The sequence below is a fragment of the Leisingera sp. JC1 genome (assembly GCF_001679925.1).
In the GTDB taxonomy this organism is placed as follows: Bacteria; Pseudomonadota; Alphaproteobacteria; order Rhodobacterales; family Rhodobacteraceae; genus Leisingera.
In genome coordinates, this window is record NZ_LYUZ01000046.1 from 94,550 (window position 1) to 118,745 (window position 24,196).

Here is a 24,196-nt window from a genome sequence, read left to right on the forward strand (position 1 = left end):
GGCCAATTTGAATAGCTGATAGCAAACAGCCGCCCAAGGGCCAAAGCCGCGCCTGTTCCGCCGGCAAGGTTCCGCCGCCCGGCTGCGCTTGCCGCCTACTCCACCTGCGGAAAGGGCGCGGGCAAAGGCGCGGCGCTGTACTGAAACAGCGAGCCCCAGAAGCCGCCGGGGCTGGGCTGCCAGGGCGCCGTGTTCATGTCCAGCGCCACGCAGGCAGAGGACCGCGTGGCCGGGTTCTCCATGGCCCGCTCGCAGCGCTCCGGCGTGGTGTGGCAGGCCACCAGATAGGCCTGCGGCCCGGTCTTGCCGGTCGCCTCCTGATAGCAGTAGCGGATAACTTCTTCCTGCAGCTGGGCGCGGGCCTGTTCGACCAGCTGATGATTGCCAGCCACCGTCCTGCTGGCCGCCTCCAACGCCGCCGCCGCGTCCTGCTGCACCAGCTCCGCCTCGCGCTGCAGTTCCGATGTACCGGCCTCCGCAGGCCCCGCCTCTGCCGCCTGCAGCGCCTGGGTCAGCCGGGCATTCACCTTCTGCGCCTCCGCCAGCGCGGTCTGCAGCTCTGCCACGGTGGCGTCGTATTCGACAAGCTTCGACTTCCACTTGAAGCCGGCAAAGCTGCCCTCCTCAAACCCGGCGCTGACCAGAATGCCGTTCAGCTTCTGCGGAAACAGCAGGAAGACCGCAAACAGCGCAATCACCGCCATATCGCGCAACAGGACCACGAGGTCTTTCAGGACCGAAACCGTCTTCTGCATCTGAACCTGCCGTCACTGGAACCACACCAGAGATAGAGTGGACCGGGTGGTGGATTGGGTCAATTGGCGGGCGAGCGCAAAGCCCGGAACAAGGCGCGCAGCGCCGCCGGGCAGAGCCCGTCCGCCCCCTCGAGCGGGCTCTTTGGCAACGGTGCGGACCCATCAGAACTTCTACGGAACAGGCGGGATAAACTGCCATACATTACAGTCAGCGCCGCCCACCCGCGAACGGGCCCCGCCCGGCATTCCAGCCCTAAACCGGCACCAGCAGCCCGTTCTCCAGCTTCACCTGCCGGTCCATCCGCACCGCCAGCTCCAGGTTGTGGGTGGCAATCAGCGCCGACATTCCGGTGCCGCGCACCAGCTCCATCAGCGCCGCAAACACCTGATCGGAGGTACCGGGGTCCAGGTTCCCGGTCGGCTCATCCGCCAGCAGCACCCGCGGGGCATTGGCCAGCGCCCGGCAAAATGCAACCCGCTGCTGCTCGCCGCCCGACAGCGCCGCCGGGCGGTGGTCGGCGCGGCCGGCAAGGCCGACAGTGCCCAAAAGATCCGCCGCCCGCGCCACGGCAGCTTTCTGCGACGCCCCATTGGCCAGCTGCGGCAGCACGATGTTTTCCAGCGCGGTGAACTCCGGCAGCAGGTGGTGGAACTGGTAGACAAACCCCACCTCCTGACGGCGCACCCGGGTGCGGCGGCGGTCGCCCTTGCGGGTCACATCCTCACCGGCCACCCGCACCTCGCCCGCATCCGGCGTGTCCAAGAGCCCCGCAATGTGCAGCAGCGTCGACTTGCCCGCGCCCGAGGGCGCCACCAGCGCCACAACCTCGCCCGCCTGCAGCGTCAGATCGGCGCCGCGCAGAACATCCACCTGCCCCGGCGTGCCACTCAGGTAGGACTTGGTGATCCCCTTCAGCTCCAGCGTGATCTCACTCATAGCGCAGCGCCTCCACCGGGTTGAGGCGCGCCGCGCGGCGGGCCGGGAAAATGGTCACAAAGAACGAAAGCCCAAGCGACAGCGCGGTGGCAGAGACGACATCCGCCAGCCGCAGCTCAGCGGGCAGCGCATAGATGCCGCGGATCGACGGGTCCCAGACGCCGCCGCCCATGACATAGTTCACGAAGGAGAAGATCGGATCGATATAAAGCGCAAACAGGCAGCCCAGCACCACGCCGCAGATGGTGCCGAGGACACCGGTGAAGGCGCCGCAGATGAAGAACACCCGCATCACCGAGCCTTCACTCAGGCCGATGGTGCGCAGGATGCCGATATCGCGGCCCTTGTTCTTGACCAGCATGATCAGGCCCGAGACGATGTTCATTGCCGCAATCAGCACCAGGATCGACAGGATGATGAACATCACGTTGTCCTCGACCTCCAGCGCCCGCAGGAACCCGCCGGAGGCATCGCGCCAGGTCCAGACGCCTGCAACGCCGCCCGCCGCGGTCAGGATCGGCAGGGCGATTTGATCCACGTTTTCAGGGTCTTCCACCATGACTTCAATCTCATCCGCGACGCCCTCGCGGTTGAAGAACGCCTGCGCCTCACCAAAGGGCAGATAGACCCGGGTGCGGTCGATGTCCCAGCGCCCGGCGGTGAAGACATAGACCACCTCATAGGCGTTCACCCGCGGGCTGGTGCCAAAGGCGGTCTTGACGCCGTTGGGAGAGATCAGCTTGATCTTGTCGCCGACAGTGACCCCCAGCTCCCGCGCCACGCCGGAGCCGATGGCAATCCCCTCCTCAAACCGCGCGAGGTCGCCGATGGCCTCTTCGCTTTGGGCAACGCCGGGGATGCCCTGAATATCCTCGGCAGAGATCCCGAACACCTCGACGCCTGCGTTGCGGTCGCGCAGGTTCGCCATCACCTGCCCCTTGACCAAGGGTGCAGCCCGGGTGACGCCCGGCACTGCAGCGACGGTCTCGGCCAGCGCCTCGTAGTCCTTGAGGCTGCGGTCCAGCACGCCCGCCTCATTCACCTCGCCATAGGAATAGACGGTGACATGGGCATTGGCACCCAGGATGGTGCCGACAAACTCTGACCGGAAGCCGGAGCGCACCGCCAGCGTGGCAATCAGCGCAAACACCGCAAGCGTGATGCCGATGAGACTGATCCAGGTCATCACGCTGACCCCGCCCTCGGCCTTGCGGGCGCGCAAGTAGCGCCACGCGATGATCCATTCAAATCGTGAAAACGGCGGTGGTGTGGTGGCCATGTAAAGGGTCCTGCCCGGAAATTTTGCGCGACCCTAGGAGGGCGGCAGGACAGGGTCAAGCAGCCAGGCCAAGTGCCCGGAACGGCAGGCGGAGAACCGATAACAGCAGGCCGGCCGCCAAAACACCTGCCAGCACGCCGCCGCCGGCAAATATCAGCCCGTCCGCGCTCACTGGAATTGCAGGCTGGAAGCTGGCCCAGGCGGCCGCCGCAACCTCCGGATCGGAGAACCGTGCGGCGCTCAGCACCCGCTGCATCGGCGTCAGATCCTGCAGCGCGGCCAGATCGGCCTGCAGCTGCTGGAACCGGGACAGGACACCGGTCATGGTTTCCGCCCGCTGCGCGCCCATTGCGCCGCCTTCAGCCAGCTGTGCCAAGGCTTCCTGCCGGGTCAGCCCCAATGCCGCCGCATCGGCATCGAACCCGGCCGCAAACCGCCGCAGTTCGTCCACCGCACCGCCCAGCCGCTGCAGATACTGCTGCGAGAACTCCGGAAATTGGGAACTGGCTGCCGCCCCGAAGGTGCCGCTTGCCAGGGTGATGAACCTCGCCAGCATTGCTGCTCTCTCTCTTTTGCTGCCTGTTTTTCTTTCAATCAAACGCCAAAACGCCGCGCTCAGGCAAGCGGATAGAATGCGCAAATCTTTTGAGGAAAAGATTTGCCAAGAGTTTTCCTTCAAAACTCTTGTGCACCCGTTTCGCCTGGCGTCACCGCATCGTGACCTGCCGCATATGCCCATTGCCTTGCATTCACCCGGTGCTAAGGCTTTATCAGGCGAGTCCCGGTTTTATGGGTGAGAACGATGGACAAGTACTTCAAACGCGCACTGCCGCATCCTTCGCTGCGCACGGTGATCATGGCGGGGCTCGGTGCGTTTCTGGCCATTGCGGCGCTGTCGCTGATGACCACCCACGCCAACCTCCTGTTGCTGATCGCGCCTTTCGGCGCCAGCTGCGTGCTGTTGTTCTCGGTCCCGGCCAGTCCGTTGTCGCAGCCCGCGCATGTGGTCGGCGGCCATGTGCTGGCGACCGCCGTCGCCCTGGCACTGAACGCGCTGCTGCCCGACACCTGGTGGGCGCTGGCACTGGCCGTGGGGCTGTCGATTGCCCTGATGGCAGCACTGCGGCTGACCCATCCGCCTGCGGGTGCCGACCCGCTGGTGGTCTTTGCCACCGATCCCGGTCTTTCCTTCCTGCTGTTCCCGGTGCTGACCGGAGCCGTCGCTCTGGTGGTGATTGCCGCGCTGTTCCACCGTTTCTCAGGCCATGACTACCCTCTGAAACAGAGCTGAGCGGGACTGGCCTCAGAGCGCCAGCATCGCCGCCACAGGCACCCGCAACGCCTGACCGAGGGCGCGCGAATCCGCGGCTTCCAGGTGGTAGCCGTCGGCTGCAGAGGCCCGCGCCACCTGGCCTGCATCAAAAAAGCCGCAGCCAAGCCGGTCTGCCAGCGCCTCGATCACGTCTGCCAGCGCCTCCGACTGTTCGACCATCGCCGGGGTCACATCCGAGGTTTCGCACAGCGTCACCGGCGGCGGCGAAATCAGCAGCACCTGCGGCACCACCGGTTCCGGCATCCGCCAGGGGTGGTGGCGGATGATCTCCACCAGCCGCTCCAACCCGTCGCGGATCAGATGGTTGGGGCGGGTCTCGTAGATCTCGTTGGTGCCCAGCATGATCACCACCAGATCCAGCGGCGCGTGGCTGTGCAGCAGCATCGGCAGCACCGCATCGCCGCGCATCTCGGCACAGGCGGTATGGCGGAAATGTCTGCAGTTCCCTTTGCACCGCTTGCAACTTTCAGTAATGTTCCTACAACACTTTCTAAAAATGCAGCAAGAGCTCTCTCCCGAACAACTCATTCCGATTGAGTTTCATCGGAAGTTTACTGACCACTCCACTCGCAGTCATAAGTGATGTTAACGCCTATACACAGAAAGTTTAAGTTTCTCCTCCTCGTCTTTTTGTGCGCCTACATTTTTATTCCCAACCTTCTGGTTAGCACCAGCCGCTACAAGGCAGATCCCGACCAGACCGAGTGTAGGAAAACTGGAGCACAGGACCCTTCAAATCGAATTCATTTTCCTCGACCTACTGATAGAAACTCCACAATTAAGAAAATAAAGCTGACCGACACTGGGGCACTTGTCGACCGTTGCGACTGGACGGACGCGCTCTTAGAGCTGACCAGAGTCGATGAGCCACAAGTTGTCATTCTTTATATCCACGGCTGGAAGCATAATGCAGAAGAAGGCGACACTGATTTAGAGAACTTTCGTTCCTTCGTTTCCGAAGTAGCCTCCGATGAAGAAAGGCAAGTAGTAGGAATTTATGTAGGCTGGGATGCGGCTACAAACATTGGCCCACTCGAAAATCTGACATTCTGGAGCACAAAAGCCACAGCCGATCGAATTAGCCAATCCGCTATTATTTCGAAACTGATTGGGGCTATAGACAACATCAGAGATAGAAAGGGCGGAAAGCGGGATCAAGTAGTTCTCATTGGTCATAGTTTTGGAGCGAGAATTCTGTTCTCTGCTACTTCACAAATACTGCTGCACAGCCTTCAAAGTGCTTACCCGAATGTCGCCAGCGAAGAAAGGACCTCATCAGGGAGAAGAAAGATTGTCTATAGGGAGCTCGAAGGGCCTGCGGATCAAATTATTCTTTTAAACCCGGCATTTGAGGCTTCCATTTACACAGCTCTAGACAGCGTTAAGCGCGTTCGCAAGGAACGGTTCAGAAGAGATCAGCAGCCAATACTAGTAACGATTTCAACGACAAATGATTTTGCCACAAAACTATTTTTTCCGCTTGGTCAATGGGTCGGCTTGCTACGTCGCCCGGCTCAGCTAACATCGATTGGAAACTTTTCCGACTACTTCACACACTCTCTCACTAAAGACGAATCATGCTCAAAAGTGCACGAGAAGGTGGATTTCTGGGCGGACTCCTACTGCAATTCTAAGATACACCTTTCTCGCACCGATGACGAACAGCGCAACAATCCATTTCTTGTTGTTTCAACCAACAAGTACGTTCTGGATGGTCATAATGGCATTTGGAACAAAGACTTCCGAGCGTGGCTTCAAAACTTTATTCAAGAATCTGAAACAAACAAAATAAACTAGTTCATTTCCCACAGTTCTGTTCGTTGCCACTCACTGGGGGCAAGAAGGGAGCCGGCCGGCCCCCTTTCCATGATTTTCAAACTGTTGTGCAGCGAAGCTCAGAAGCCGCGCCCGGTGGGATGCGCCTTGTAGACCTCGACCACCTTCTTGACCGCTTCTTCCGGCGACAGTTCCTCACTTTCACCCGTGCGGCGGGAGGTCAGCTCGACCACGCCGTTCTTCAGCCCGCGCGGGCCGACGGTAATGCGCCAGGGCAGACCGATCAGGTCCATGGTGGCGAACTTGCCGCCCGCACGCTCGTTGCGGTCATCGTACAGCGGGTCCAGACCGGCGGCGGTCAGCGCCGCATAGAGCTGGTTGCAGGCCGCATCCGCCTCGTCGTCGCCCTGCTTGAGGTTGACGATGCCGCAGTGGAACGGGGTCACGCCTTCGGGCCAGATGATGCCCTTGTCGTCGTGGCTGGCCTCGATGATCGCACCCAGCAGGCGTGAGACGCCGATGCCGTGGGAGCCCATGTGGACCGGCACGTTCTTGCCGTCGGGGCCCTGCACGGTGGCGCCCATGGCGTCGGAATACTTGGTGCCGAAATAGAAGATCTGGCCGACCTCGATACCGCGGGCAACGCGGCGGCGCTCCTCGGGGATCTGGTTGAACAGCGCCTCGTCGTGGGTCTCGTCGGTGCGGGCGTATTTGGAGGTGAACTCCTCCAGCACGCTCTGGCACTGCTCGACGCTGTCATAGTCGATCTCACGGTCGCCGAAGGTCAGATCGGTGACGGCGCTGTCATAGAACACTTCGGACTCGCCGGTGTCGGCCAGCACCAGGAATTCATGGGTGTCATCACCGCCAATGGGGCCGGAGTCGGCCCGCATCGGGATCGCCTGCAGGCCCATCCGCTCATAGGTGCGCAGGTAGCTGACCAGGTGGCGGTTGTAGGCGTGCAGCGCGTCTTCCTTGGTCAGGTCGAAGTTGTAGCCGTCCTTCATGTAGAATTCGCGGCCGCGCATCACGCCGAAGCGCGGGCGGATCTCGTCGCGGAACTTCCACTGGATCTGGTACATGGTCAGCGGCAGGTCCTTGTAGCTGCTGACATGGGCGCGGAAGATGTCGGTGATCAGCTCTTCGGCGGTGGGGGTGAACAGCATGTCGCGGTCATGCCGGTCCTTCACCCGCAGCATCTCCTGGCCGTAAGCCTCGTAGCGGCCCGACTCGCGCCACAGGTCGGCGGACTGCATGGTCGGCATCTGCATCGGAATGTGGCCCGCGCGGATCTGCTCGTCATGCACGATGCTTTCGATCTTTTTCAGCACCTTGAAGCCCAAGGGCAGCCAGGAATAGATCCCGGCGGCGGATTGCTTGATCATCCCGGCGCGCAGCATCAGCCGGTGGCTGACGATCTGGGCTTCCGAGGGGTTCTCTTTCAGAACCGGCAGAAAATAGCGGGACAGGCGCATCTTGGCTCCATCGGTGATGTGGGTTCGAGTTCCCGCCCGGTTTAGTGGGTGATGGGGGTGCGGGCAAGAGGAGGTTCCAATGCATTCGGGATACGGCCCTAGTGCAACACAAGGCCCGGGCCGGACCTTGGGCTGGCGCGAATGCGCCTGACCGGGGGAAAGGTCAGGCGCGGGCCGTGCCACTGCGTGACACGTCCCCCAAAAGAAAACTGCGGGCGCCGGGACGCCCGCAGTTCTTTCTCCCAAGATTTTTGTGTCGCTCTACATCTTGGCCCGCTCGGCCCGCAGCGCCAGCCACAGGCAGTAGCACATCATCAGCACCACCAGGGTGAACGGGATGCCGGTCGAGACCGCCGCCCCCTGCAGCGCAGACAAGCCGCCGCCGAGCAGCAGTGCAATGGCCACCAGCCCCTCCAGCGTGCACCAAAAGATCCGCTGGATCACCGGCGCATCCATCTTGCCGCCGGCGGTGATGGTGTCGATCACCAGCGAACCGGAGTCGGACGAAGTCACGAAGAAGACCACGATCAGCACCAGCGAGATGGGGGCGACGATCGAGTACAGCGGCAGTTCCTTGAGGAAGCCGAACAGCGCGCCCTCGGGTTTGTAGCTGTCGATCACGGTTGCCTTGACGCCTTCGGCACCGCCTGCGTTCAGCATGTCGATGGCGCCGCCGCCAAAGGTCGACATCCACAGCGCGCACACGGCCGTGGGCGCGATCAGCGCACACAGCACAAATTCGCGCACCGTGCGGCCCTTGGAGATACGGGCGATGAACATGCCGACAAAGGGCGACCAGGCAATCCACCAGGCCCAGTAGAAGGTGGTCCAGCCGTGGAAGTAGCTGGTATCCTCGCGCCCGAACGGGTTCGACAGCGCCGGTAGCAGCTGAACATAGTCCACCATCACACTGAAATAGCGTGCAATTGCGGTGCCGATGCCGGTCACAAGGATCACGAAGATGAACAGCGCCACCGCCATCACCATGTTGATCTCCGACAGCCGTTTGACGCCCGCGTCCATGCCCAGCAGAACCGAGCCCAGCGCAATCGCGGTGATGCCGATGATCAGGAGCACGACAACCGTCGGGGTCGGCTCGATCCCGAACACCTCATTCAGGCCGGCAGCCACCTGCTGCGCGCCCAGGCCAAGCGAGGTGGTCAGCCCGAACAGGGTGGCAAATACCGCCAGCGTGTCGATGGTGTGGCCCCACCAGCCCCAGACCCGCTCGCCCAGGATCGGGTAAAACGCCGAGCGCAGGGTCAGCGGCAGATCGAGGTTGTAGCAGAAGATCGCCAGCGACAGGCCGACCGCGGCGTAGACCGCCCAGCCCTCCAGCCCCCAGTGGTGGATGGTGCCGACAATGCCGATGTATTCATTGCCCGGCTCATTGATGTCGATTCCCAACGGCCGTGCCGCGCCGCCCTCGGAGAAGTTGTAGTAAACCGGCTCCAGCACGCCGAAGAACAGCAGGCCGATGCCGATGCCGGCCGCGAACATCATCGCAATCCACCCGGCATAGGAATAATCCGGCTTGGCATCCTTGCCGCCGATCCGGACAGAGCCGACCGGCAGGATGATCAGTGCCAGGCAGAACAGTGTGATGGCATCCACCGACAACACCAGGAACCAGTCGAAGGTGCTGGTCAGCCACGGCCGCAGCCAGCCGAAGAAGGCCGCCGCCGCCTCCTGGTTGGCAAGCGCGATCAGCACAAATGCCGCAATCAGGATACTGGAAATCAGAAAGACAGGATTATGGATGTCCAGGCCGAAGGGCCGGATGTTGTCCTGTCCCAGTTCATACTCCGTCTCGAAGTCCCAGACCCTCGGGTCGGGATCGAGCATTTTCTTTGTTTCAGGCATGACGCCTCCCCTCTTACTCGTTAATTCTGCCTCAAGTGTCGCATTAAATTCGGAAATCTCCTAATTTGCGCCGCAAACCCGCCCTGGGGCCGGTATGCGCCCTGCTCTCAGCATGATGTCGCTTTTGCCGCATTCTGGCGMAAAAGAACTTGAACCGCCGTTCAAGATTCGAAAGTGTTAGCGGAAACGCCAAACACGGCGGCACGACTTAGGGAGAGAGACGTGGCCAAAACAATTACCGAACCGGCCCGCGAGATACCGGTGATCCATGAAACCGAGGTGCTGGTCGTAGGCTCCGGCCCCGGCGGTCTGGCGGCAGCGCTGGCTGCAGCGCGCGCAGGCGTCGAGGTCACGCTGATGGACCGCTTCGGCTGCTTCGGCGGCAACATCACCACCGTGGGGGTCGAGGGCTTTGCCTGGTACCGGCACGAGGAAACGGTGGAGGCCGGCGGCATCGGCTGGGAATTCGAGGAACGCGCCAAGGCGATGGGCGCGGCGGTGCCGGAAAGCCAGTCGCTGAGCTATGAGCTGGACAGCGAGGGGTTCAAGCTGGTCGCGGACAAGCTGGTCGAGGAAGCGGGCATCCACCCGATGCTGCACCGGGTGTTCGTGGCCCCGATCCGCGAGGGCAGCCGGATCACCGGCGTCATCGTCGAGAGCAAGGCGGGCCGCGAGGCAGTGCTGGCGAAACGGGTGATCGACGCGACGGGGGATGCTGACATTGCCCATATGATGGGGGCGCCTTGCGTGAAAACCCCGGTGGAGCAGATGCAGGCGGCCAGCGTGATGTTCAACATCGCCGGCGTCGACAAGCAGAAGTTCATGGAAGGCGTGAAGGCCGATCCGCAGACCTATGCCAACTGGTCGACCGGCGAATGGCAGGTGGAGACCTCAGGCAAGGAGGATGAGATGTTCTCGCCCTTCCTGGCAAAGCCGTTTGCCCAGGCGATCCGCGACGGGGTGATCCCCGCGCATCTCAATACCATCGGCGGCACCTGGGGCGCGGTGCATGACTCGGGCGAGATGACCTATATGAACCTGGTGCATCTGGCGGGCATCGACGGCACCAACCCCGACAGCATGACCAAGGGTGAAATCGAGGGGCGCAAACAGGCGATGCACGCGATTGACGCGCTGCGGACCTATACGCCCGGCTGCGAGGGGGCACGTTTGCGGAACTTCGGCATGACCATCGGCATCCGCGACACCCGCAAGATCGACGCTTTTCACAACATCACTGAGGATGAGACGCGGCATCAGGGCCGGTTCGAGGACACCATCGGCATCTACCCGGAGTTCATCGACGGCTACGGCGTTCTGATCCTGCCCACCACCGGGCGTTACATGCAGATCCCCTACCGGTCGATGCTGCCCAAAGGGGTTCAGGGCCTGCTGGTCACTGGCCGCGCCATCGGCGGCGACAAGATCGCCCATGCCGCCACCCGCAACATGGCCTGCTGCGCGGTTGGCGGTCAGGGCGCGGGCATCGCCGCGGCGCTGTCGGTCAAAGCAGGCTGCGAGTTTGACGCGGTGGATATCACCGCGGTGCAGGCAGAGCTGAAGCGCCAAGGGGTGCGGATCCATTGACGCAAGCCATCCCCACCATCGACATCACACCGCTGCGGGAGGATGGCCACCCGCAGCACCAGCAGACCGTCGCAGCCACTCTGGCTGCGGCTGAGGATATCGGGTTTCTGTCGATCACTGGCACCGGCGTCGCGCAGGAAACCGTAGAGAGGGTGCGCGATGCGGTGCGGGCAATCTTTGCCGTGGAGGAGAAATCCAAGTGGGATCAGGCAATTACGCGGGAGAATTACCGCGGCTATATCCCGATGGGGTTCTTCACGCCAAACGACGGCTCGGGGACCGCGGACAAATACGAGGGCTACAAGCTGCACCATGAGGTGGCGGCAGACGATCCCATCCGCGCTGCCTGCCCGCTCTACGGCCCCAACCGCTGGCCGGTTGAGGTTCCGGAGGCGCGCGAGGTCATTCTGGGCTACTGGGCGCAGCTGGACGGTGTCTTTCACCTGTTGCTGGGCGCGCTGGCAGAAGGTCTGGGGCTGGACCCGGCGGCGATTCAGGAACCGTTTGAGAAACCGCTCACCAACATGAGCCTGCTGCACTACCCGCCGCAGGCGCCGGAGGAGGAAGGGTTCGGCATCCACCCGCACAAGGACACCGACGCGCTGACAATCATCGCGCCGGACCCCGTGGGGGGCCTTGAAATCCAAACCCGCGACGGCGGCTGGATCACCCCGGACTGCCCGCCAGGCGGTTTTGTGGTCAATATCGGCGACATGCTGGAGCTGTGGTCCGGCGGGCGGCTGGTCTCCACCCCGCACCGGGTGGTGAACAAATCCGGGCGGGAGCGCTATTCCTTCCCCTATTTCGCCGTGCCGCGCCATGACGTGGTGGTGCAGCCGCTGCTGCCGCCGGTTGCGGGGTTCGACCGGCCTGCGGTGCATTGCGGCCATTGGTCGGCAGAGATCTGGCGCACCAACTGGCCGGATGAGGACGCGAGCGAAGACACGCCGGAGCTGGGCACGATCCATAGCTGAAGAAGCCCAAGGCTTCACGCCCGTTCACGGGCTCGTGAACGGGATAATCCGATCCTCCTGCTGGCGCCGTAACGCACGTGTCATGACGCCAAACACAGCTTCAGCAGAGAGGACTTTTCATGCTTTCCAAAGTCAAACACGCGGCCTGTGCTGCCGCCGCCGTTCTGAGCTTTTCCAGCGTTGCCGCGGCAAACACCATTGTCGACATCGCTGCGTCTGACGACAGATTCACGACCCTTGTTGCCGCCGTTCAGGCAGCAGGACTGGCTGAAACTTTGCAAGGCCCCGGCCCGTTCACCGTCTACGCGCCGGTCAACGACGCCTTTGCCGCCCTGCCCGAAGGCACGGTGGAAACCCTGTTGAAACCCGAGAACAAGGATCAGCTGACAAATGTGCTGCTGTACCACGTCGATGACAGGAAACTGACGGCTGAGATGATCCCCAGCGGCTCCAACTACTTCAAACCCGTTCTGGCCTCTGAACGGCTGTGCATCAGCAAAACGTCAGAAGGTGTCAGCATCGCTGACGGAACCGGCAATTCCGCCAATGTGGTGATTGCGGACATCAAGGCGGACAACGGCGTGATCCATGTGGTGGACAAGGTTCTGCTGCCAGGCACCCGGCCTGATTGCCACTAAGGCGCCCTCCCCCTTGGCAGCTGAGCCCGGACCGCTTTGGTCCGGGCATTTTTTCGGGCCGGCGCAGCCGCTTTGCGTCAAAGCCATCCCCCAGTTGCCCCCGGCCTTTTCCGCCTTATCCCCGCCTTGCCCACAGGGGAATCGCCCTGCCCCCTTGCAAGCCCCTGCTGCATCAGGAAAGACTGGCGCCAGGAACCTGATGCAAACGGACCAAGGGCGGCACGCGGACCATGGCCTTACCGGCAAAACAGCAGCTGAAATACTGGGGCATCGCCGCCATTGTCTTTGCGGTGGTGATGTGGGCGCTTGGCAACGTTCTGATGCCCTTCGTGCTGGGCGCGGCCATCGCCTATATGATCGATCCGGTTGCCGACCGGCTGGAGGCCTGGGGCATGAGCCGCACCGGCGCCACCGCCACAATAACCGTGGGCACCCTGCTGATCTTCCTGCTGCTGCTGGTGGTGGTGGTGCCGACGCTGATCTCGCAGATGATCGACCTGGCGCAGGTGCTGCCGCAGCTGCTGCGCGATGCCCGCGCCTTTGCAACCGAGCATTTCCCCACGGTTTTCGAGGAGAACAGCCGCATTCACCAGGCGGTCACCTCCTTCATGCAGACGCTGCAATCGCGTGCGATGGAGGTGCTGCAATCAGTGCTGGGCGGCGCGGCCTCCTTCCTGAACATCGTGATCCTGCTGGTGATCGTGCCGGTGGTGGCGGTCTACCTGCTGCTGGACTGGGACCGGATGGTCGCCCGCATTGATGAACTGCTGCCGCGCGACCACCAGCCGGTGATCCGGCGTCTGGCGGGCGAGATCGACGCGGTGCTGGCGTCCTTCATCCGCGGCATGGGCACCGTCTGCCTGATCCTTGGCACCTATTACGCGGTGGCGCTGATGCTGGTGGGGCTGAACTTCGGCCTCGCGGTGGGCTTCATTGCAGGGCTTGTCACCTTCATTCCCTACCTCGGCGCCCTGATCGGCGGCGCGCTGGCCATCGGGCTGGCGCTGTTCCAGTTCTGGGGAGACTGGGTGTCGATCGGGCTGGTGGCGGCCATCTTTGCCATCGGCCAGGTGGCAGAGGGCAACGTCCTGACGCCCAAGCTGGTGGGCGGCTCGGTCGGCCTGCATCCGGTCTGGCTGCTGCTGGCGCTGTCGGTCTTCGGCGCGCTCTTTGGCTTTGTCGGCATGCTGGTGGCGGTGCCTGTGGCGGCGGCGCTTGGCGTGATCGCGCGCTTTGTCACCGAGCAGTATCTGGACAGCCGCCTGTACCAGGGCCAAAGCCATCCCAGTGCTGAAAAGCGGGACGCAGGCGCGGAGTGATCCCATGGCACAGCAGCTGAGCTTTGATCTCCCGGCGAAACCGGCGCTGGGGCGGGAGGATTTCTTTGTCGCGCCCTCCAATGCCATGGCCGTCGCCCTGCTGGACCCGCAGTTCGCCTGGCCCAGCGGCAAGCTGGTGCTGACCGGCCCCAAGGGCGCAGGAAAAACCCATCTGGCGCATGTCTGGGCCAGCCAGACCGGCGCGCGGATCCTGTCCGCTGCGAGCCTGAGCGAACAGTTGGTTCCGGAGCTGGCGCAAGGCCCGGTGGTGGTCGAGGACGTGCCGCAGATCGCGGACGATCAAGACCGCCAGAACGCCCTGTTCCACCTGCATAATCTGGTGCTGGCGCAGGGCCATTCGCTGGTGATGACCGGGCGCGGCGCGCCGAACCTTTGGGGGCTGACGCTGCCTGACCTGCAAAGCCGGGTGCAGGCCGCCACCCATGCCGAACTGCAGCCGCCCGACGACCAGCTGCTGGCGGTGGTGCTGGCCAAGCTGTTCAACGACCGCCAGATCACACCCAAGCCGGATGTGATTCCCTATCTGGTGGCGCATATGGACCGCTCCTTTGCGGCCGCGGCGCAGATCGTGCGGCGGCTGGACCAGCTGTCCCTGGCGGAAAAACGCAGCCTGACACGGCCCCTGGCGGTCCGGGTGCTGTCTGAAGTGCGCGAAGAGGCGGCGGAAAATGACGCATCCGCAAGCTGTTGACCCCTGCCCGCCCATGCCCCATCCTGACCGCGGATCGCAAGACGGAGCCCTCATGAACCTGTCCCAGGACCCCGCCCCCGCTGCCACCGCCGCCGCAACTGATTGGGGCCCCTTCGGGCGTCCGATCTTTGATGACCCCAAGGCCCGGGCGCTGTCGCGGGTGGGCGTGGTCGATGTCGGCTCCAACTCGGTCCGTCTGGTGGTGTTTGACGGCGCCGCCCGCAGCCCGGCCTATTTCTACAACGAGAAGATCATGTGCGCGCTGGGTGCCGGCCTGTCGGAATCGGGCCGCCTGAACCCGGAGGGCCGCGCCCGCGCGCTGTCGGCCCTGCGCCGGTTCCAGCATCTGGCCAAGGGCATGGGGCTGCCGCCCCTGTCCGCCGTCGCCACCGCCGCGGTGCGCGACGCTGAGGACGGGCCCGAGTTCTGCGAGGAAGTTCTGCGCGAAACCGGGTTGAAGATCCACGTCATCGACGGGCGCGAAGAAGCGCGGCTGTCGGCGCAGGGGGTGCTTCTGGGCTGGCCCGGCGCCTATGGGCTGGTCTGCGATATCGGCGGCTCCTCGATGGAGCTGGCGGAGATCCAGGAGAATTCTGTCGGCCGCCGGGTGACGTCGCCACTGGGGCCGCTGAAGCTGCGCGACATCAAGGGCGGCCGCAAGGGCCGCAAGGCCTATATCAAAGAGGTGATGGAACAGCTGCGCGGCGAGATGGGCGCGCAGCGCGACCGGCTGTTCCTGGTCGGCGGCAGCTGGCGCGCGATTGCCCGCATCGACATGCACCGGCGCGGCTATCCGCTGAAGGTTCTGCATGAATACCGGATGAGCGCCAGCGACGTGCGTGAAACCGCCCGCTACATCGAGAAGCGCGACCTGAACAAGCTGCGCGACGCCTGCGGCATCTCCTCTACCCGGATGGCGCTGGTGCCCTATGCCATTGATGTGCTGACGCGGCTTATTCACACCTTCAAGCCCAAGGACATCGCGGTTTCCAGCTACGGCATCCGCGAGGGCCTCCTGTATGAGCAGATGCCGCAGCGGCTGCGCGCCCGCGATCCGCTGGTCGAGGCCTCCCGCTTTGCCGAGATGAAGGACGCCCGCGTGCCCGGCTTCGGCAAGACGCTTTATGACTTCGTGCATCCGCTGTTCGCCAATGCCCGGCACAGCAAGCGGCGGCTGGTGAAGGCGGCCTGCCTGCTGCATGACGTCAGCTGGCGGGCACATCCGGACTACCGTGCCGAGGTCTGTTTCGACAACGCGACCCGTGCCAACCTCGGCGGGCTCAAGCATTCTGAACGGGTGTTCCTGGGCCTCGCGCTCCTGCACCGCTACAGCAACAAGCGGCACGGCAGCTCCTTTGAGTATCTCTATGATCTCTTGGACGAAAAAGGCCAGCACGAGGCCGAGGTGCTGGGCAAGGCGATGCGGTTCGGCGCCATGCTGATGGTGACCAGCAACGGCGAAATCGGCGAATTGCAATGGCAGCCGCGCAAACGGGTGCTGCATGTGACCCTGCCGGATTCGGCACGGCCGCTTTACGGCGAAGTGGCGGAATCGCGGCTGAAGTCGCTGGCCAAGGCGCTGGATGCGGAGGTTGACCTGAAGTTCAGCAAACCCGCGCCGGAACCGCAGCCGGAGCAAGCACCGGAATAACGCAGACAGGGGGCCGCACTGGCGTCAAAACTGGCGTCAGATTTCGGTGACGCCCTCGTCCTCATCCTTGTCTTCCTTGGCAGGCGCATTTTCCTTGGGCTTCTTGCGGATGATGATATCGCCGTTGGGCAGGATTTCCGGCAGCTCATAGGCGCTCCAGTCCTCCACCTGTTCGGCAATATCCGCCAGCGCCGGCCCCATCTCGGCCAGGAACGCGCCCATCGAGGGGCCGATCTCCTCCATCATGCCCTGCAGGTCTTCCAGAGCGGGCGCCATCTCCTTGCGCAGGCCTTCCCAGAGCAGCTCCGCCCCGCGTTCCATCAGCGACGGGCCGGTGCCCTCCTCTTCCGCCTCCTGAGCGGAAAGCGGCGCGGACATCAAGGCGATCAGAGCGGCAGGCAGGATGAGGTGTTTCATGAGGCTAATATAGGGAGGGGCTGCGGGGTGTAACAGGGGGAACGCGGCATAGGCGGTGAATGCCAGCCGGGGCAGCCGCCATCAGGAGAGCCGGGAGGCCGGTACCGCCGCGGCCTGCGAAGGCCTGCCCCCCGGGTCCGTCCCGGCCAGCGGGTCTGACAGGATCAGCGGCAGCCTGCCAGGGCCGGTGCTGCAGGAAGCGCGGCTGTGCCCTGCGGCGGCGGAAGCCTTGCCCGCGGCAGCCGCCGGGGCCGGCTGCGGCACATAGGTCTGAAGCAATGGCTGGCTGTTCTTTTTGTGGCGGGCGATCAGCTTGCGCTGCTGCTTGCCCGCAGGGATCGGGCGCGCAGGCTCGGGCGGCGGGGCGACGCCGTCCAGCGCCGGAAACAGGCGCTTGAGCCGGGCATGTTCGGCGGGCGGCAGGGTCTTCAGCGCCTCCGGCCCCATCAGCAGGCTTTCCGCCGGGGTGCCTTCGGCCAGCACCACCTCATGCCGGTCGAAGATCAGGTGGAAATACTCCACCTCAGCCACCGCGTCGTCGATACGGATACCGGGCAGCGCCGTCAGCTGGTGGGCAGCCGCAAGCACCTGTTCCCCGCCGAACATGCGGCCTGCAATGCGGGAACTGACCAGCAGCCGGTGCTGGCGTGACACCCGCAGGTCGCGCAGCGGCAATCCCGCCCCCAGCGCACTGGCGCGGATCAGTACCGGGCACAATTTCGGGTTGCGGCGGATCTGCTCTGCACTGACTGCGCGGCAGGTCACCATTTGCAGCACGGCATAGCCGCCATCGGCGGTCAGAACCTGCTGCCCCGGGCGCAGCATCTCGACCGGACAGGGGCCCTCGGCGGTGCTGATAAGGGTGCCGCGAGCAAAACAGACCACATCCGCGTAGTTCCAGCCGCTGGTATGGCTTTGATAGCTGCCCAGCGTGGCGCCGGTGGTGAAGGCAGAGCCCGGCCCCGGCACAAAATACCACTCGCCGCCGGTATTGAAGAAATAGAAGGTTTCGGTGTGCTGCGCCCCGTCAGTGCCGGTGAATGAGATGTCGATGGCATAAGGGCTGCCGGCGGTCTTGCCGAAGGAGCCGCCGTCGATGCTGATACGCTCACCGTTGTCGCCGTCCCCCTGGTAAGCAGCGTCATTGTCCTTGAACACTGCGGTGTGGGAGGTGTTGTACTGCGCGTTGTAGCCGGTTCCCGACCACTTGAAGGCTTCTGCCGTATATTCCGCCATGGCAACGCTCAGCCCCGGCCCGCGGGTTCGGTTTCATCCAGCGCCTTGAACAGCGCGCGCAACCCGCCCGGACGCAGCCGGCAGCGGGCCGCATCCCGGCCCAGTGCCTGCGCCGCGGTTTCACGCTCCCGGCTGTCAAGCTCCGCGCCGAACCGGGCTTCCAGCTCAGCCGCAAAGGCTCTGTTTCTGTCTTGCTCGCTCATACTCCGGCACCTGCGTATGCGGATCACACCGCGAACGCCGCCCACCACAACCAAAAGTGGAGGGCAGCACGCGCGCCCGCAAGTGCAAGTCTGCCGCTAGTTGCCTAAAATTTAATGAAAACCAGAACGGACCCCATGCCTTTCAGGCGCTGGCTATCTGAAAGGCCGGCGCGACTTCCGCGCCGGCCTTCCCCGTCAAGCCGTCCAGGGCATTCCCTTTGCAAGACGCAGGGTGCCCCCCGTGGCGTTTGCAGCACCTAGCCGTACGCGGAGGTGTCCCACATCGCCGGCTGCATGAACTCAGGGATCGCCTTTGTCCTGCCGCTCAGCTTTGCGACTGTTCCGGCGGTCAGCTCCAGTGCCATCCAGGATTCCGGAATGGTCAGCAGATCCGGGTACGGCGTCTGCTTGTCCGTCGGGACAAAACCGTAGCGGGGATAGAATGCGGGGACGCCCAGCACGAACACTGCGTCAAATCCTGCGGACCTGAGGTGCGCGATGCTGGTTTCCATCAGCTCCTTGCCCACTCCATGGCCCTGAAACTCCGGCAACACGCCGCAGGGCGCGAGCAGGCAGCATTTTGCGTCCGGGTGGTCCTCGAAAACGAAGGGCGTGAACAGCACGTTGCCCGCGGTCTTGCCATCGCGGCTGACACTGATTGAGATGGTGTTCGGGTGATCAAGGAAGCTTTCTGCAAGCTTTGCGATTTCCGGTCCTTCGTCCGGGCCGAAGGCACGGCGGTGAACGTCGATGATGTTTTCTTTTTCCATGTTGTCCATTTCTGGTCTCCTTTGGATGAATGGTGTAGCCGCCCCGCGCAAGGGACGGCCTGTTGAAGGGTGGTCAAGCACCGGGCATCACCATCTTCCGGCTCACCTGTCCGGAAGGTTCGTGAAGCGCGTCCCCGGCAAACTCGAAGCCGTAGCGTTCGTAGAACGGCCGCCCGATGGTGTTGTCGCGAAAGACCTCCACCGTCAGCGGCCCTTTCAGAGCCACCGCATGATCAACCAGCGCCTTGCCGTATCCCCGGCCGTGTCTGGACGGCTCCAGAAACAGGCCGCCGATTTCATTGCCAAGCAATGCAATGAAACCGATAACGGTGCCTGCTTCCTCCAGAACCCAGGTTTCCGCATTGGGCAGGTAGATGCTGCGCATGGCCTGCTGCACCTCTGCCACGAAGTCCGGGCTGAGGAACGGATGCGCGAGCGCATTGGCCTGTTGCCAGACGGCAATCACCGCATCCGTGTCACCGGCGTGGTAAGGGCGGATAGAGAACGTGTTATCTGTCATCTTCTTCTGTCCTACCGCTGGTTCATTTGGGCGCGCACGGATTGGTTCCCTAAATGCGTGATGCGATAGGGGTTGCCGTTCTTCGACTTGATGAAGCGCTTGTCCTTGAGGCGCTTGAACACGTCCATCGTGCAGGCTGAGAAGACAAAGCCGTCGCGTGTATAGCACTGGACGGACTGCACTTTGCCGTTGTCGCCGCGCGCGTATTTAATCTCGCCGCCCAGGGCGAGTTCATGCAAAACACGTTGCTCGTGCTTTGAGATATTCATGGGGATGTCTCGATTTATGAAAGCACAGAAACAGGGGCACTCAGCGTCAGCGCGTGAGTGTGCCTATCTTTGCGGGTGTTCCTGTGAGGTTCGCCAGGAACGGGCGTTAGGCCCGGGACTCTTTCATAAAATCTCCATCGCAAGAGGCATCGTGCCCCTCGTGCGGCAGTCATCTAATCAGCGGACCGGAACCTGTCAAGCGGGGGGCAAATGCCGTGAACAGGTAAGGAGAACCGTGACGGCGGCAAATTACAGCTCTACAAGCTGTCAGGTTCTTGCACAGCTCTACGTGCGCTGGAGACAAACAGTCCCGCCTGCGTTCCCTGACCAGACACAATGATAGTGTCGTACCGCTGCAGCGTGGTGAGAAACTCTGGTGGCAGATTGCAGATCTTCCCCTGGATCAACGGCAAGTCCTTTACAGTGACGGAGTTAGGGCATCGGCTGCGATCGCGGCCAGTGTCCCAGAACCTGACATCAAACGGTAACTCGACCTCTTGCCCAATCAATCCTGAAACCAGCATTGGTCCGCCATGGGTTACCGGCCCCCAGTTCAATAGAATGCCAAAAATCCAAAATGGTATAGTTATCCCAATGCCGCCCCAGACGGCATTTACTCGACTTACCTCTGAGGTAGCCTTCCTACACTCTTGGAAGACGAAGAAACCCGCAGCGCAAGTCATGAGAATGACAACAAGAATATCGAAAATGCGAACGCTGGACACCCATTCCGGGGAGGGTAAATACCGAGCATCAAAGTAAGGCAGAAAGATCGGCAAACCACACAGAATGAGGTAAACCGAGGCCAATTTTCTGAACCATAGTGGTCCCGCCGGATGCGGATTTCGGAACAAAATCGTCTTGAACATATAAACCGCTCTGCAAATTTGTTTTTGTAACCGGCGCGGCAGCGCGCCCCGCACGACTGCCTGAAATAACAAGGATGTTCCGGGATACAACCCTGAGCCTTTTCAGGCGTCGCACAAAACAGCCGTTCCAAGACGACCGTTGGAAAGCATCCCGTGTCTCAACCCATCTCAATATCCAGCGTTACCGGAAAATGGTCGGACGCATCCAGCAGTGCCTGGCGCATGTCTGCGTCGCCGTAGCATTCGCCGTCCTCAAACGGGTGCCAGATGCGCCACTGGGGGCGCAGGCCCATCAGGCTTTGCGAAATCATCACGTAGTCCAGCAGCGCCCGGGTGAAGCGCTTGGTCTCGGCATTGTAGAACCGCGAGGTGCTGGGCGGGATGGCGGGGCGCGGCTGCAGCAGGCTTTGCGCGTGCGGGTCGTGCAGCAGATCGCCCATCACGATCTCCACCGAGGACTGGCCGAACAGCTGTTCGTACTGGTCAAGCCCGGGGCCGTCGTTGAGGTCGCCCAGCACCATCACCTGCTCGCCTGCGGCGACGTGCTCCGCGACCCGGCGGTGCAGCCAGATCGCCTGCGCCAGCTGCTTGCGGCGGTTGGCGATGGCGGCGGCGGTGATGGCTTCGGGCGTTCTGGCCCCATGCGGCGCCTTGGATTTCAGATGCGCGCCGATCAGCCGTAAGGCGGTGCCGTCCTTGGTGGTGACGGCCAGTTCCAGCGGCGGTTTGGAGAACGCCACCTGATCCAGCCGCTCATCGACGTCGAGGTCGATCTCAAAGACGCCGTCGAACCGCGGTGCGGCAGGGCTGGAGCGCGCGTCATGCACCGCGTCCAGCACGTCCGGATCATAAAGCAGCGCGATTTCCTGATGGGTGTCGTTCGGGAAGCCGCTGACCGCCTCGCGCGCCCTGAGGCCGGCCTCAGCGGCAAAGTTTTCCAGAGCGCGGGTGGTGCGCTGGCTGCGGCCGGTGTTGGGCGCCTCGATCACCATGATGGCATCGGCATCAATGCGCTGCAGCACTTGGGCGATGGCGCGTCCCTGGGTATAGCGGTCGACGCCGTGCACACCGGAGGGCTTGGCGTCCAGCATCAGGGTGTCGTCCTTGTCGAACAGATAGGCGAACCACTCGATATTATAGGTGGCCAGCCGCATTGCCGCCGCATCCGCTGATTTCGTCCCAGGCGCGGTTGATGTCGATCATCCGCTTCTCCGCCAGCCGCACTGCTTCCTCCGGCACGCCGCGGGCGATCATCGCATCCGGGTGGGTGTCGCGCACCAGCTTGCGCCAGTGCTTGCGGATCTCTTCCTTGGTCATCTCAGGGCTGACCCCAAGCACCGTATAGGGATCCTTGGGCGCATCCGGCACGAAGCGAGCGCGCAAAGCCTGGAACTGCTGCGGGGTCTGGCCGAAGATGCGGCTCACCTCCTCCAGGAACTCGTTTTCGCCGGGGTGGTAGAAGCCGTCCGCCATGGCAATGTGAAACAGCCCCTCCATCAGGTCGCAGAGCGTGGTGGGGTCATTGGCGAACATGCTGTGGATGCGGCGGGCGTATTCCTGGTAACCCGCGACATCTGTGCGCGCCATGTTGAAGACGCGCGCGGCACCGGCCTCGTCATCGCGGGCAATCTGGAACACCTCGCGGAAGGCGGTGACCTCGTCGCGGGTGACCTGGCCGTCGGCCTTGGCCATCTTGGCGCCAAGCGCGATGACGGCAATGGCAAAGGCGACCGTGCGTTCGGGCGGCGCGCGCAGCTTGTCAAAGACGTCGGTCAGGCTTTCACCTGCGGCAAGCGCGGCCAGTGCGTCGGATATGCGGGTCCAGAGTGACATGGGGCGAGCCTATCCGGGTTTCACCGTGCTGTCAGGGGCGGGAATACCGGGCGTCAGGATTTTCTGCATGAAAACAGTGTCGAGCCAGAGATTGTTCTTGCAGCCAAGCTCCGGCATCCGGGCGGTTTCCACGTATCCCAGGGCGGCGTGAAAGGCGATGGCAGCAGGGTTGGCGCTGCTGACGCTGGCGATCAGCACGTGGATCTGCGCGTCTGTGGCCTTTTCCTCCAGCGCCTGCATCAGGCAGCGGCCGGCGCCCTGCCCCTGTGCTGCGGGCAGCAGGTGGATGGTGTGCTCCGCCGTGAAGCGGTAGCCGGGGCCGGAGCGGAACGGGAAGAAATGCGCGTGGCCGAGGATCTCCCCGTCCTGTTCCGCCACCAAATAGGCGCCGTTGCTGGCGGCGATCTGCTGGCGCACCTGTTCCGGGGTCTTCTCGATCGTGTTGAAGGTCGCCAGCGTGTCGCGGATCACCCAGTTGGCGATGGCGCAGACGGCTTCGGCATCAGCCTCGGTTGCGGAGCGGATGATCATCGGAGCACCCGCGGCCCATGCGGCGTGTCAAACTCCGCCATCATTGCCGGCGCGCCCTGTTCGACCTTTAGGCGCGGGTCGTTGAGGATGCGGTCAAGCGCGGTCTGTAAATCAGAGGCCTCCGGGTGGCTGAGGATCAGGCGGGTCAGGCGGCAGTTCGATTGCGGCAATTTTGCTGCAGGCGGTTCCGCCTGCCATTGCAGAACCGCAGGAAAGAGGTTGTCAAAAGGCAGCAGCCCGTCCGCGGGCACCGTCATCAGCCAGCGCAAGTCCCCGCGCTGCATCTGTACATGCCGCTGCGCATGGGGCGGCAGCAGGGGTTTCTCCGCTTCCAGATCTTCGCTGCGCAGGATCCAGCTATTGAGCCGGGCGGGGCCTTCAAAGCGGTCGAGGTTGAACCAGCGCGGCTGCTCCTGCGGTTCGGCGTCCGGATCGATAGCGATGGCCTCCAGATAGAGCCCGTCCTCCAGCCCGGTCAGCCGGTTATGGGTGCCATAGCGGACATGGACGCCGCCGGGGCCCAGGGCGATGCCGAGCGCGTCTTCGGTATGGGCAACGGCCTCTTCCAGCGTTTCGCCGGCCACTGCCAGATGGTCGAGTATCATATGTGCCCTCCCCTTTTGGCGCAGAGACTAGCTGGGTTGCGGCGGGGTGCAAGGCGGGACTTGCGACTGAAGGGATGGCTGAGGCTTCCAATCGGCCGAGGATACGGATTAATGTGCAGCCAAACTTTGTTGGGACATTTTACGTGAACAGGCCGAAACCGCCCCAGGACGCAATGATCTACAAAACCAGCGATGGGCTGGAGTTCTGGATGGATTACAAGAAATCTGGTTCACCGCTGATGGCTCCGAAAATCCGTACCGGCGACCCAGAAGTCAGCATCATTTTTGTTCCGACGACTGATGACCACGATGACGCTTATTTGATGCATTACTATGGTACGTCAATGGTCTTTTCCAACCCCGCTCCTTCACTCCGCAGGCATTGCGACGTCCATGGGCATTGTTGCAGAAAGGCGTCTTGAGGCGTGACTTCCCCTTTCCCCTTCAGGTTCAGGCCACGCGGACGATCTCGGCGGTGCCGAGGGCATTGAAGCGGTTGATGAGTGCGACGCGGATGTGGATTTCAGCGGTTTGGCTATCTGGGTCTCTCGCGGCGATGCGCTCGCCGAAGGCCTTGAGGCAGCGCATCCTGGCTTCTGCGCGGCTGCGGGTGTGGTATCCCGTCCATCGTTTCCAGAACGCCC

28 protein-coding genes and 1 pseudogene are annotated in these 24,196 nt (G+C 62.9%); 10 read left to right on the top strand and 19 right to left on the bottom strand.

Annotation, left to right across the window (positions count from 1 at the left end; all coding sequences use genetic code 11):
- Positions 1-95 precede the first annotated feature (95 nt).
- The 4 genes from A9D60_RS05490 to A9D60_RS05505 all read right to left on the bottom strand — a co-directional run bounded on the left by A9D60_RS05490 (position 96) and on the right by A9D60_RS05505 (position 3,527).
- Entirely contained in the window at positions 96-755 is a 660-nt protein-coding gene (locus tag A9D60_RS05490) for a hypothetical protein (protein ID WP_065266659.1), read from the bottom strand.
- Positions 756-1,008: 253 nt separating this feature from the next.
- Positions 1,009-1,692 carry an ABC transporter ATP-binding protein gene (locus A9D60_RS05495; protein WP_065266660.1) on the bottom strand — a complete coding sequence of 228 codons (684 nt, stop codon included), beginning with the start codon at positions 1,690-1,692 and terminating at the stop codon, positions 1,009-1,011.
- Complete coding sequence (locus A9D60_RS05500) at positions 1,685-2,971, bottom strand: lipoprotein-releasing ABC transporter permease subunit (protein ID WP_065266661.1); 1,287 nt, start codon at positions 2,969-2,971, stop codon at positions 1,685-1,687. Before A9D60_RS05500 ends, A9D60_RS05495 begins: the two co-directional genes overlap by 8 nt.
- A 55-nt stretch (positions 2,972-3,026) precedes the next feature.
- Positions 3,027-3,527 carry a DUF2937 family protein gene (locus A9D60_RS05505; RefSeq protein WP_065266662.1) on the bottom strand — a complete coding sequence of 167 codons (501 nt, stop codon included), beginning with the start codon at positions 3,525-3,527 and terminating at the stop codon, positions 3,027-3,029.
- On the opposite strand from A9D60_RS05505, the gene A9D60_RS25960 reads away from it, so the two are divergent.
- Together A9D60_RS25960 and A9D60_RS05510 are read left to right on the top strand one after the other, a co-directional pair.
- Positions 3,511-3,768 carry a hypothetical protein gene (locus tag A9D60_RS25960; protein WP_141117828.1) on the top strand — a complete coding sequence of 86 codons (258 nt, stop codon included), beginning with the start codon at positions 3,511-3,513 and terminating at the stop codon, positions 3,766-3,768. The two genes, A9D60_RS05505 and A9D60_RS25960, sit on opposite strands and share 17 nt — an antisense overlap.
- Before the next feature lie 5 nt (positions 3,769-3,773).
- Complete coding sequence (locus A9D60_RS05510) at positions 3,774-4,262, top strand: HPP family protein (RefSeq protein ID WP_065266663.1); 489 nt, start codon at positions 3,774-3,776, stop codon at positions 4,260-4,262.
- Between the two features lie 12 nt (positions 4,263-4,274).
- On the opposite strand, the gene A9D60_RS05515 is transcribed toward A9D60_RS05510, so the two are convergent.
- Entirely contained in the window at positions 4,275-4,712 is a 438-nt protein-coding gene (locus tag A9D60_RS05515; protein WP_065266664.1) for a GDSL-type esterase/lipase family protein, read from the bottom strand.
- Positions 4,713-4,886: 174 nt separating this feature from the next.
- Between A9D60_RS05515 and A9D60_RS25965 the strand changes: the two genes are divergently transcribed.
- Positions 4,887-6,101 carry an alpha/beta hydrolase gene (locus A9D60_RS25965; RefSeq protein ID WP_141117830.1) on the top strand — a complete coding sequence of 405 codons (1,215 nt, stop codon included), beginning with the start codon at positions 4,887-4,889 and terminating at the stop codon, positions 6,099-6,101.
- Positions 6,102-6,199: 98 nt separating this feature from the next.
- Here A9D60_RS25965 and proS read toward each other — a convergent pair whose 3' ends face one another.
- Positions 6,200-7,555, bottom strand: coding sequence for a proline--tRNA ligase (gene proS / locus A9D60_RS05520; protein WP_039148897.1), 1,356 nt, complete (start codon positions 7,553-7,555; stop codon positions 6,200-6,202).
- 261 nt (positions 7,556-7,816) lie between these two features.
- Positions 7,817-9,418: a BCCT family transporter gene (locus A9D60_RS05525; RefSeq protein WP_065266665.1), complete on the bottom strand. Its 1,602-nt coding sequence runs from the start codon at positions 9,416-9,418 to the stop codon at positions 7,817-7,819.
- 222 nt (positions 9,419-9,640) lie between these two features.
- Between A9D60_RS05525 and A9D60_RS05530 the strand changes: the two genes are divergently transcribed.
- From A9D60_RS05530 to A9D60_RS05555, 6 genes are all read left to right on the top strand, one after another.
- Positions 9,641-11,005: an FAD-dependent oxidoreductase gene (locus A9D60_RS05530; protein WP_065266666.1), complete on the top strand. Its 1,365-nt coding sequence runs from the start codon at positions 9,641-9,643 to the stop codon at positions 11,003-11,005.
- Positions 11,002-11,979 (top strand): isopenicillin N synthase family dioxygenase, encoded by a 978-nt coding sequence (locus A9D60_RS05535; RefSeq protein ID WP_065266667.1) that lies wholly within the window; start codon positions 11,002-11,004, stop codon positions 11,977-11,979. The genes A9D60_RS05530 and A9D60_RS05535 overlap by 4 nt, the downstream gene beginning before the upstream one ends.
- 119 nt (positions 11,980-12,098) lie before the next feature.
- Positions 12,099-12,617, top strand: coding sequence for a fasciclin domain-containing protein (locus A9D60_RS05540; RefSeq protein WP_065266668.1), 519 nt, complete (start codon positions 12,099-12,101; stop codon positions 12,615-12,617).
- A gap of 230 nt (positions 12,618-12,847) precedes the next feature.
- On the top strand, positions 12,848-13,936 hold the full coding sequence (locus A9D60_RS05545) for an AI-2E family transporter (protein ID WP_065266669.1): 1,089 nt from the start codon (positions 12,848-12,850) through the stop codon (positions 13,934-13,936).
- 4 nt (positions 13,937-13,940) lie between these two features.
- Positions 13,941-14,648 (top strand): HdaA/DnaA family protein, encoded by a 708-nt coding sequence (locus A9D60_RS05550; protein WP_065266670.1) that lies wholly within the window; start codon positions 13,941-13,943, stop codon positions 14,646-14,648.
- A 52-nt stretch (positions 14,649-14,700) separates the two neighbouring features.
- On the top strand, positions 14,701-16,299 hold the full coding sequence (locus tag A9D60_RS05555) for a Ppx/GppA family phosphatase (RefSeq protein ID WP_065266671.1): 1,599 nt from the start codon (positions 14,701-14,703) through the stop codon (positions 16,297-16,299).
- Positions 16,300-16,335: 36 nt separating this feature from the next.
- Here A9D60_RS05555 and A9D60_RS05560 read toward each other — a convergent pair whose 3' ends face one another.
- The 11 genes from A9D60_RS05560 to A9D60_RS05610 form a co-directional block, all read right to left on the bottom strand.
- On the bottom strand, positions 16,336-16,716 hold the full coding sequence (locus A9D60_RS05560) for a hypothetical protein (RefSeq protein ID WP_065266672.1): 381 nt from the start codon (positions 16,714-16,716) through the stop codon (positions 16,336-16,338).
- 81 nt (positions 16,717-16,797) lie between these two features.
- On the bottom strand, positions 16,798-17,952 hold the full coding sequence (locus tag A9D60_RS05565) for a Hint domain-containing protein (protein ID WP_065266673.1): 1,155 nt from the start codon (positions 17,950-17,952) through the stop codon (positions 16,798-16,800).
- 8 nt (positions 17,953-17,960) lie between these two features.
- Positions 17,961-18,155, bottom strand: coding sequence for a hypothetical protein (locus tag A9D60_RS05570; RefSeq protein WP_065266674.1), 195 nt, complete (start codon positions 18,153-18,155; stop codon positions 17,961-17,963).
- Positions 18,156-18,412: 257 nt separating this feature from the next.
- Positions 18,413-18,934, bottom strand: a complete 522-nt coding sequence (locus A9D60_RS05575; RefSeq protein WP_065266675.1) for a GNAT family N-acetyltransferase — start codon at positions 18,932-18,934, stop codon at positions 18,413-18,415.
- 64 nt (positions 18,935-18,998) lie between these two features.
- Positions 18,999-19,445 (bottom strand): GNAT family N-acetyltransferase, encoded by a 447-nt coding sequence (locus A9D60_RS05580; RefSeq protein ID WP_065266676.1) that lies wholly within the window; start codon positions 19,443-19,445, stop codon positions 18,999-19,001.
- A gap of 11 nt (positions 19,446-19,456) precedes the next feature.
- Entirely contained in the window at positions 19,457-19,714 is a 258-nt protein-coding gene (locus A9D60_RS05585) for a YjhX family toxin (protein WP_065266677.1), read from the bottom strand.
- A 257-nt stretch (positions 19,715-19,971) separates the two neighbouring features.
- Entirely contained in the window at positions 19,972-20,583 is a 612-nt protein-coding gene (locus A9D60_RS05590; RefSeq protein ID WP_065266678.1) for a hypothetical protein, read from the bottom strand.
- Positions 20,584-20,741: 158 nt separating this feature from the next.
- Positions 20,742-21,737: an endonuclease/exonuclease/phosphatase family protein gene (locus A9D60_RS05595; RefSeq protein WP_065266679.1), complete on the bottom strand. Its 996-nt coding sequence runs from the start codon at positions 21,735-21,737 to the stop codon at positions 20,742-20,744.
- The gene (locus A9D60_RS05600; protein WP_065266680.1) at positions 21,718-22,416 is read right to left on the bottom strand and encodes a molecular chaperone DjiA; all 699 of its coding nucleotides are present in this window, start codon (positions 22,414-22,416) and stop codon (positions 21,718-21,720) included. The genes A9D60_RS05595 and A9D60_RS05600 overlap by 20 nt, the downstream gene beginning before the upstream one ends.
- Positions 22,417-22,425: 9 nt before the next feature.
- Entirely contained in the window at positions 22,426-22,947 is a 522-nt protein-coding gene (locus tag A9D60_RS05605) for a GNAT family N-acetyltransferase (RefSeq protein ID WP_065266681.1), read from the bottom strand.
- Positions 22,944-23,552 (bottom strand): VOC family protein, encoded by a 609-nt coding sequence (locus A9D60_RS05610; protein ID WP_065266682.1) that lies wholly within the window; start codon positions 23,550-23,552, stop codon positions 22,944-22,946. The genes A9D60_RS05605 and A9D60_RS05610 overlap by 4 nt, the downstream gene beginning before the upstream one ends.
- Before the next feature lie 173 nt (positions 23,553-23,725).
- On the opposite strand from A9D60_RS05610, the gene A9D60_RS25970 reads away from it, so the two are divergent.
- Positions 23,726-23,974, top strand: coding sequence for a hypothetical protein (locus A9D60_RS25970; protein ID WP_141117831.1), 249 nt, complete (start codon positions 23,726-23,728; stop codon positions 23,972-23,974).
- 28 nt (positions 23,975-24,002) lie between these two features.
- Here the strand turns inward: A9D60_RS25970 and A9D60_RS05615 are convergent.
- A pseudogene (locus A9D60_RS05615) lies at positions 24,003-24,196 on the bottom strand (IS5/IS1182 family transposase); the annotation flags it as partial.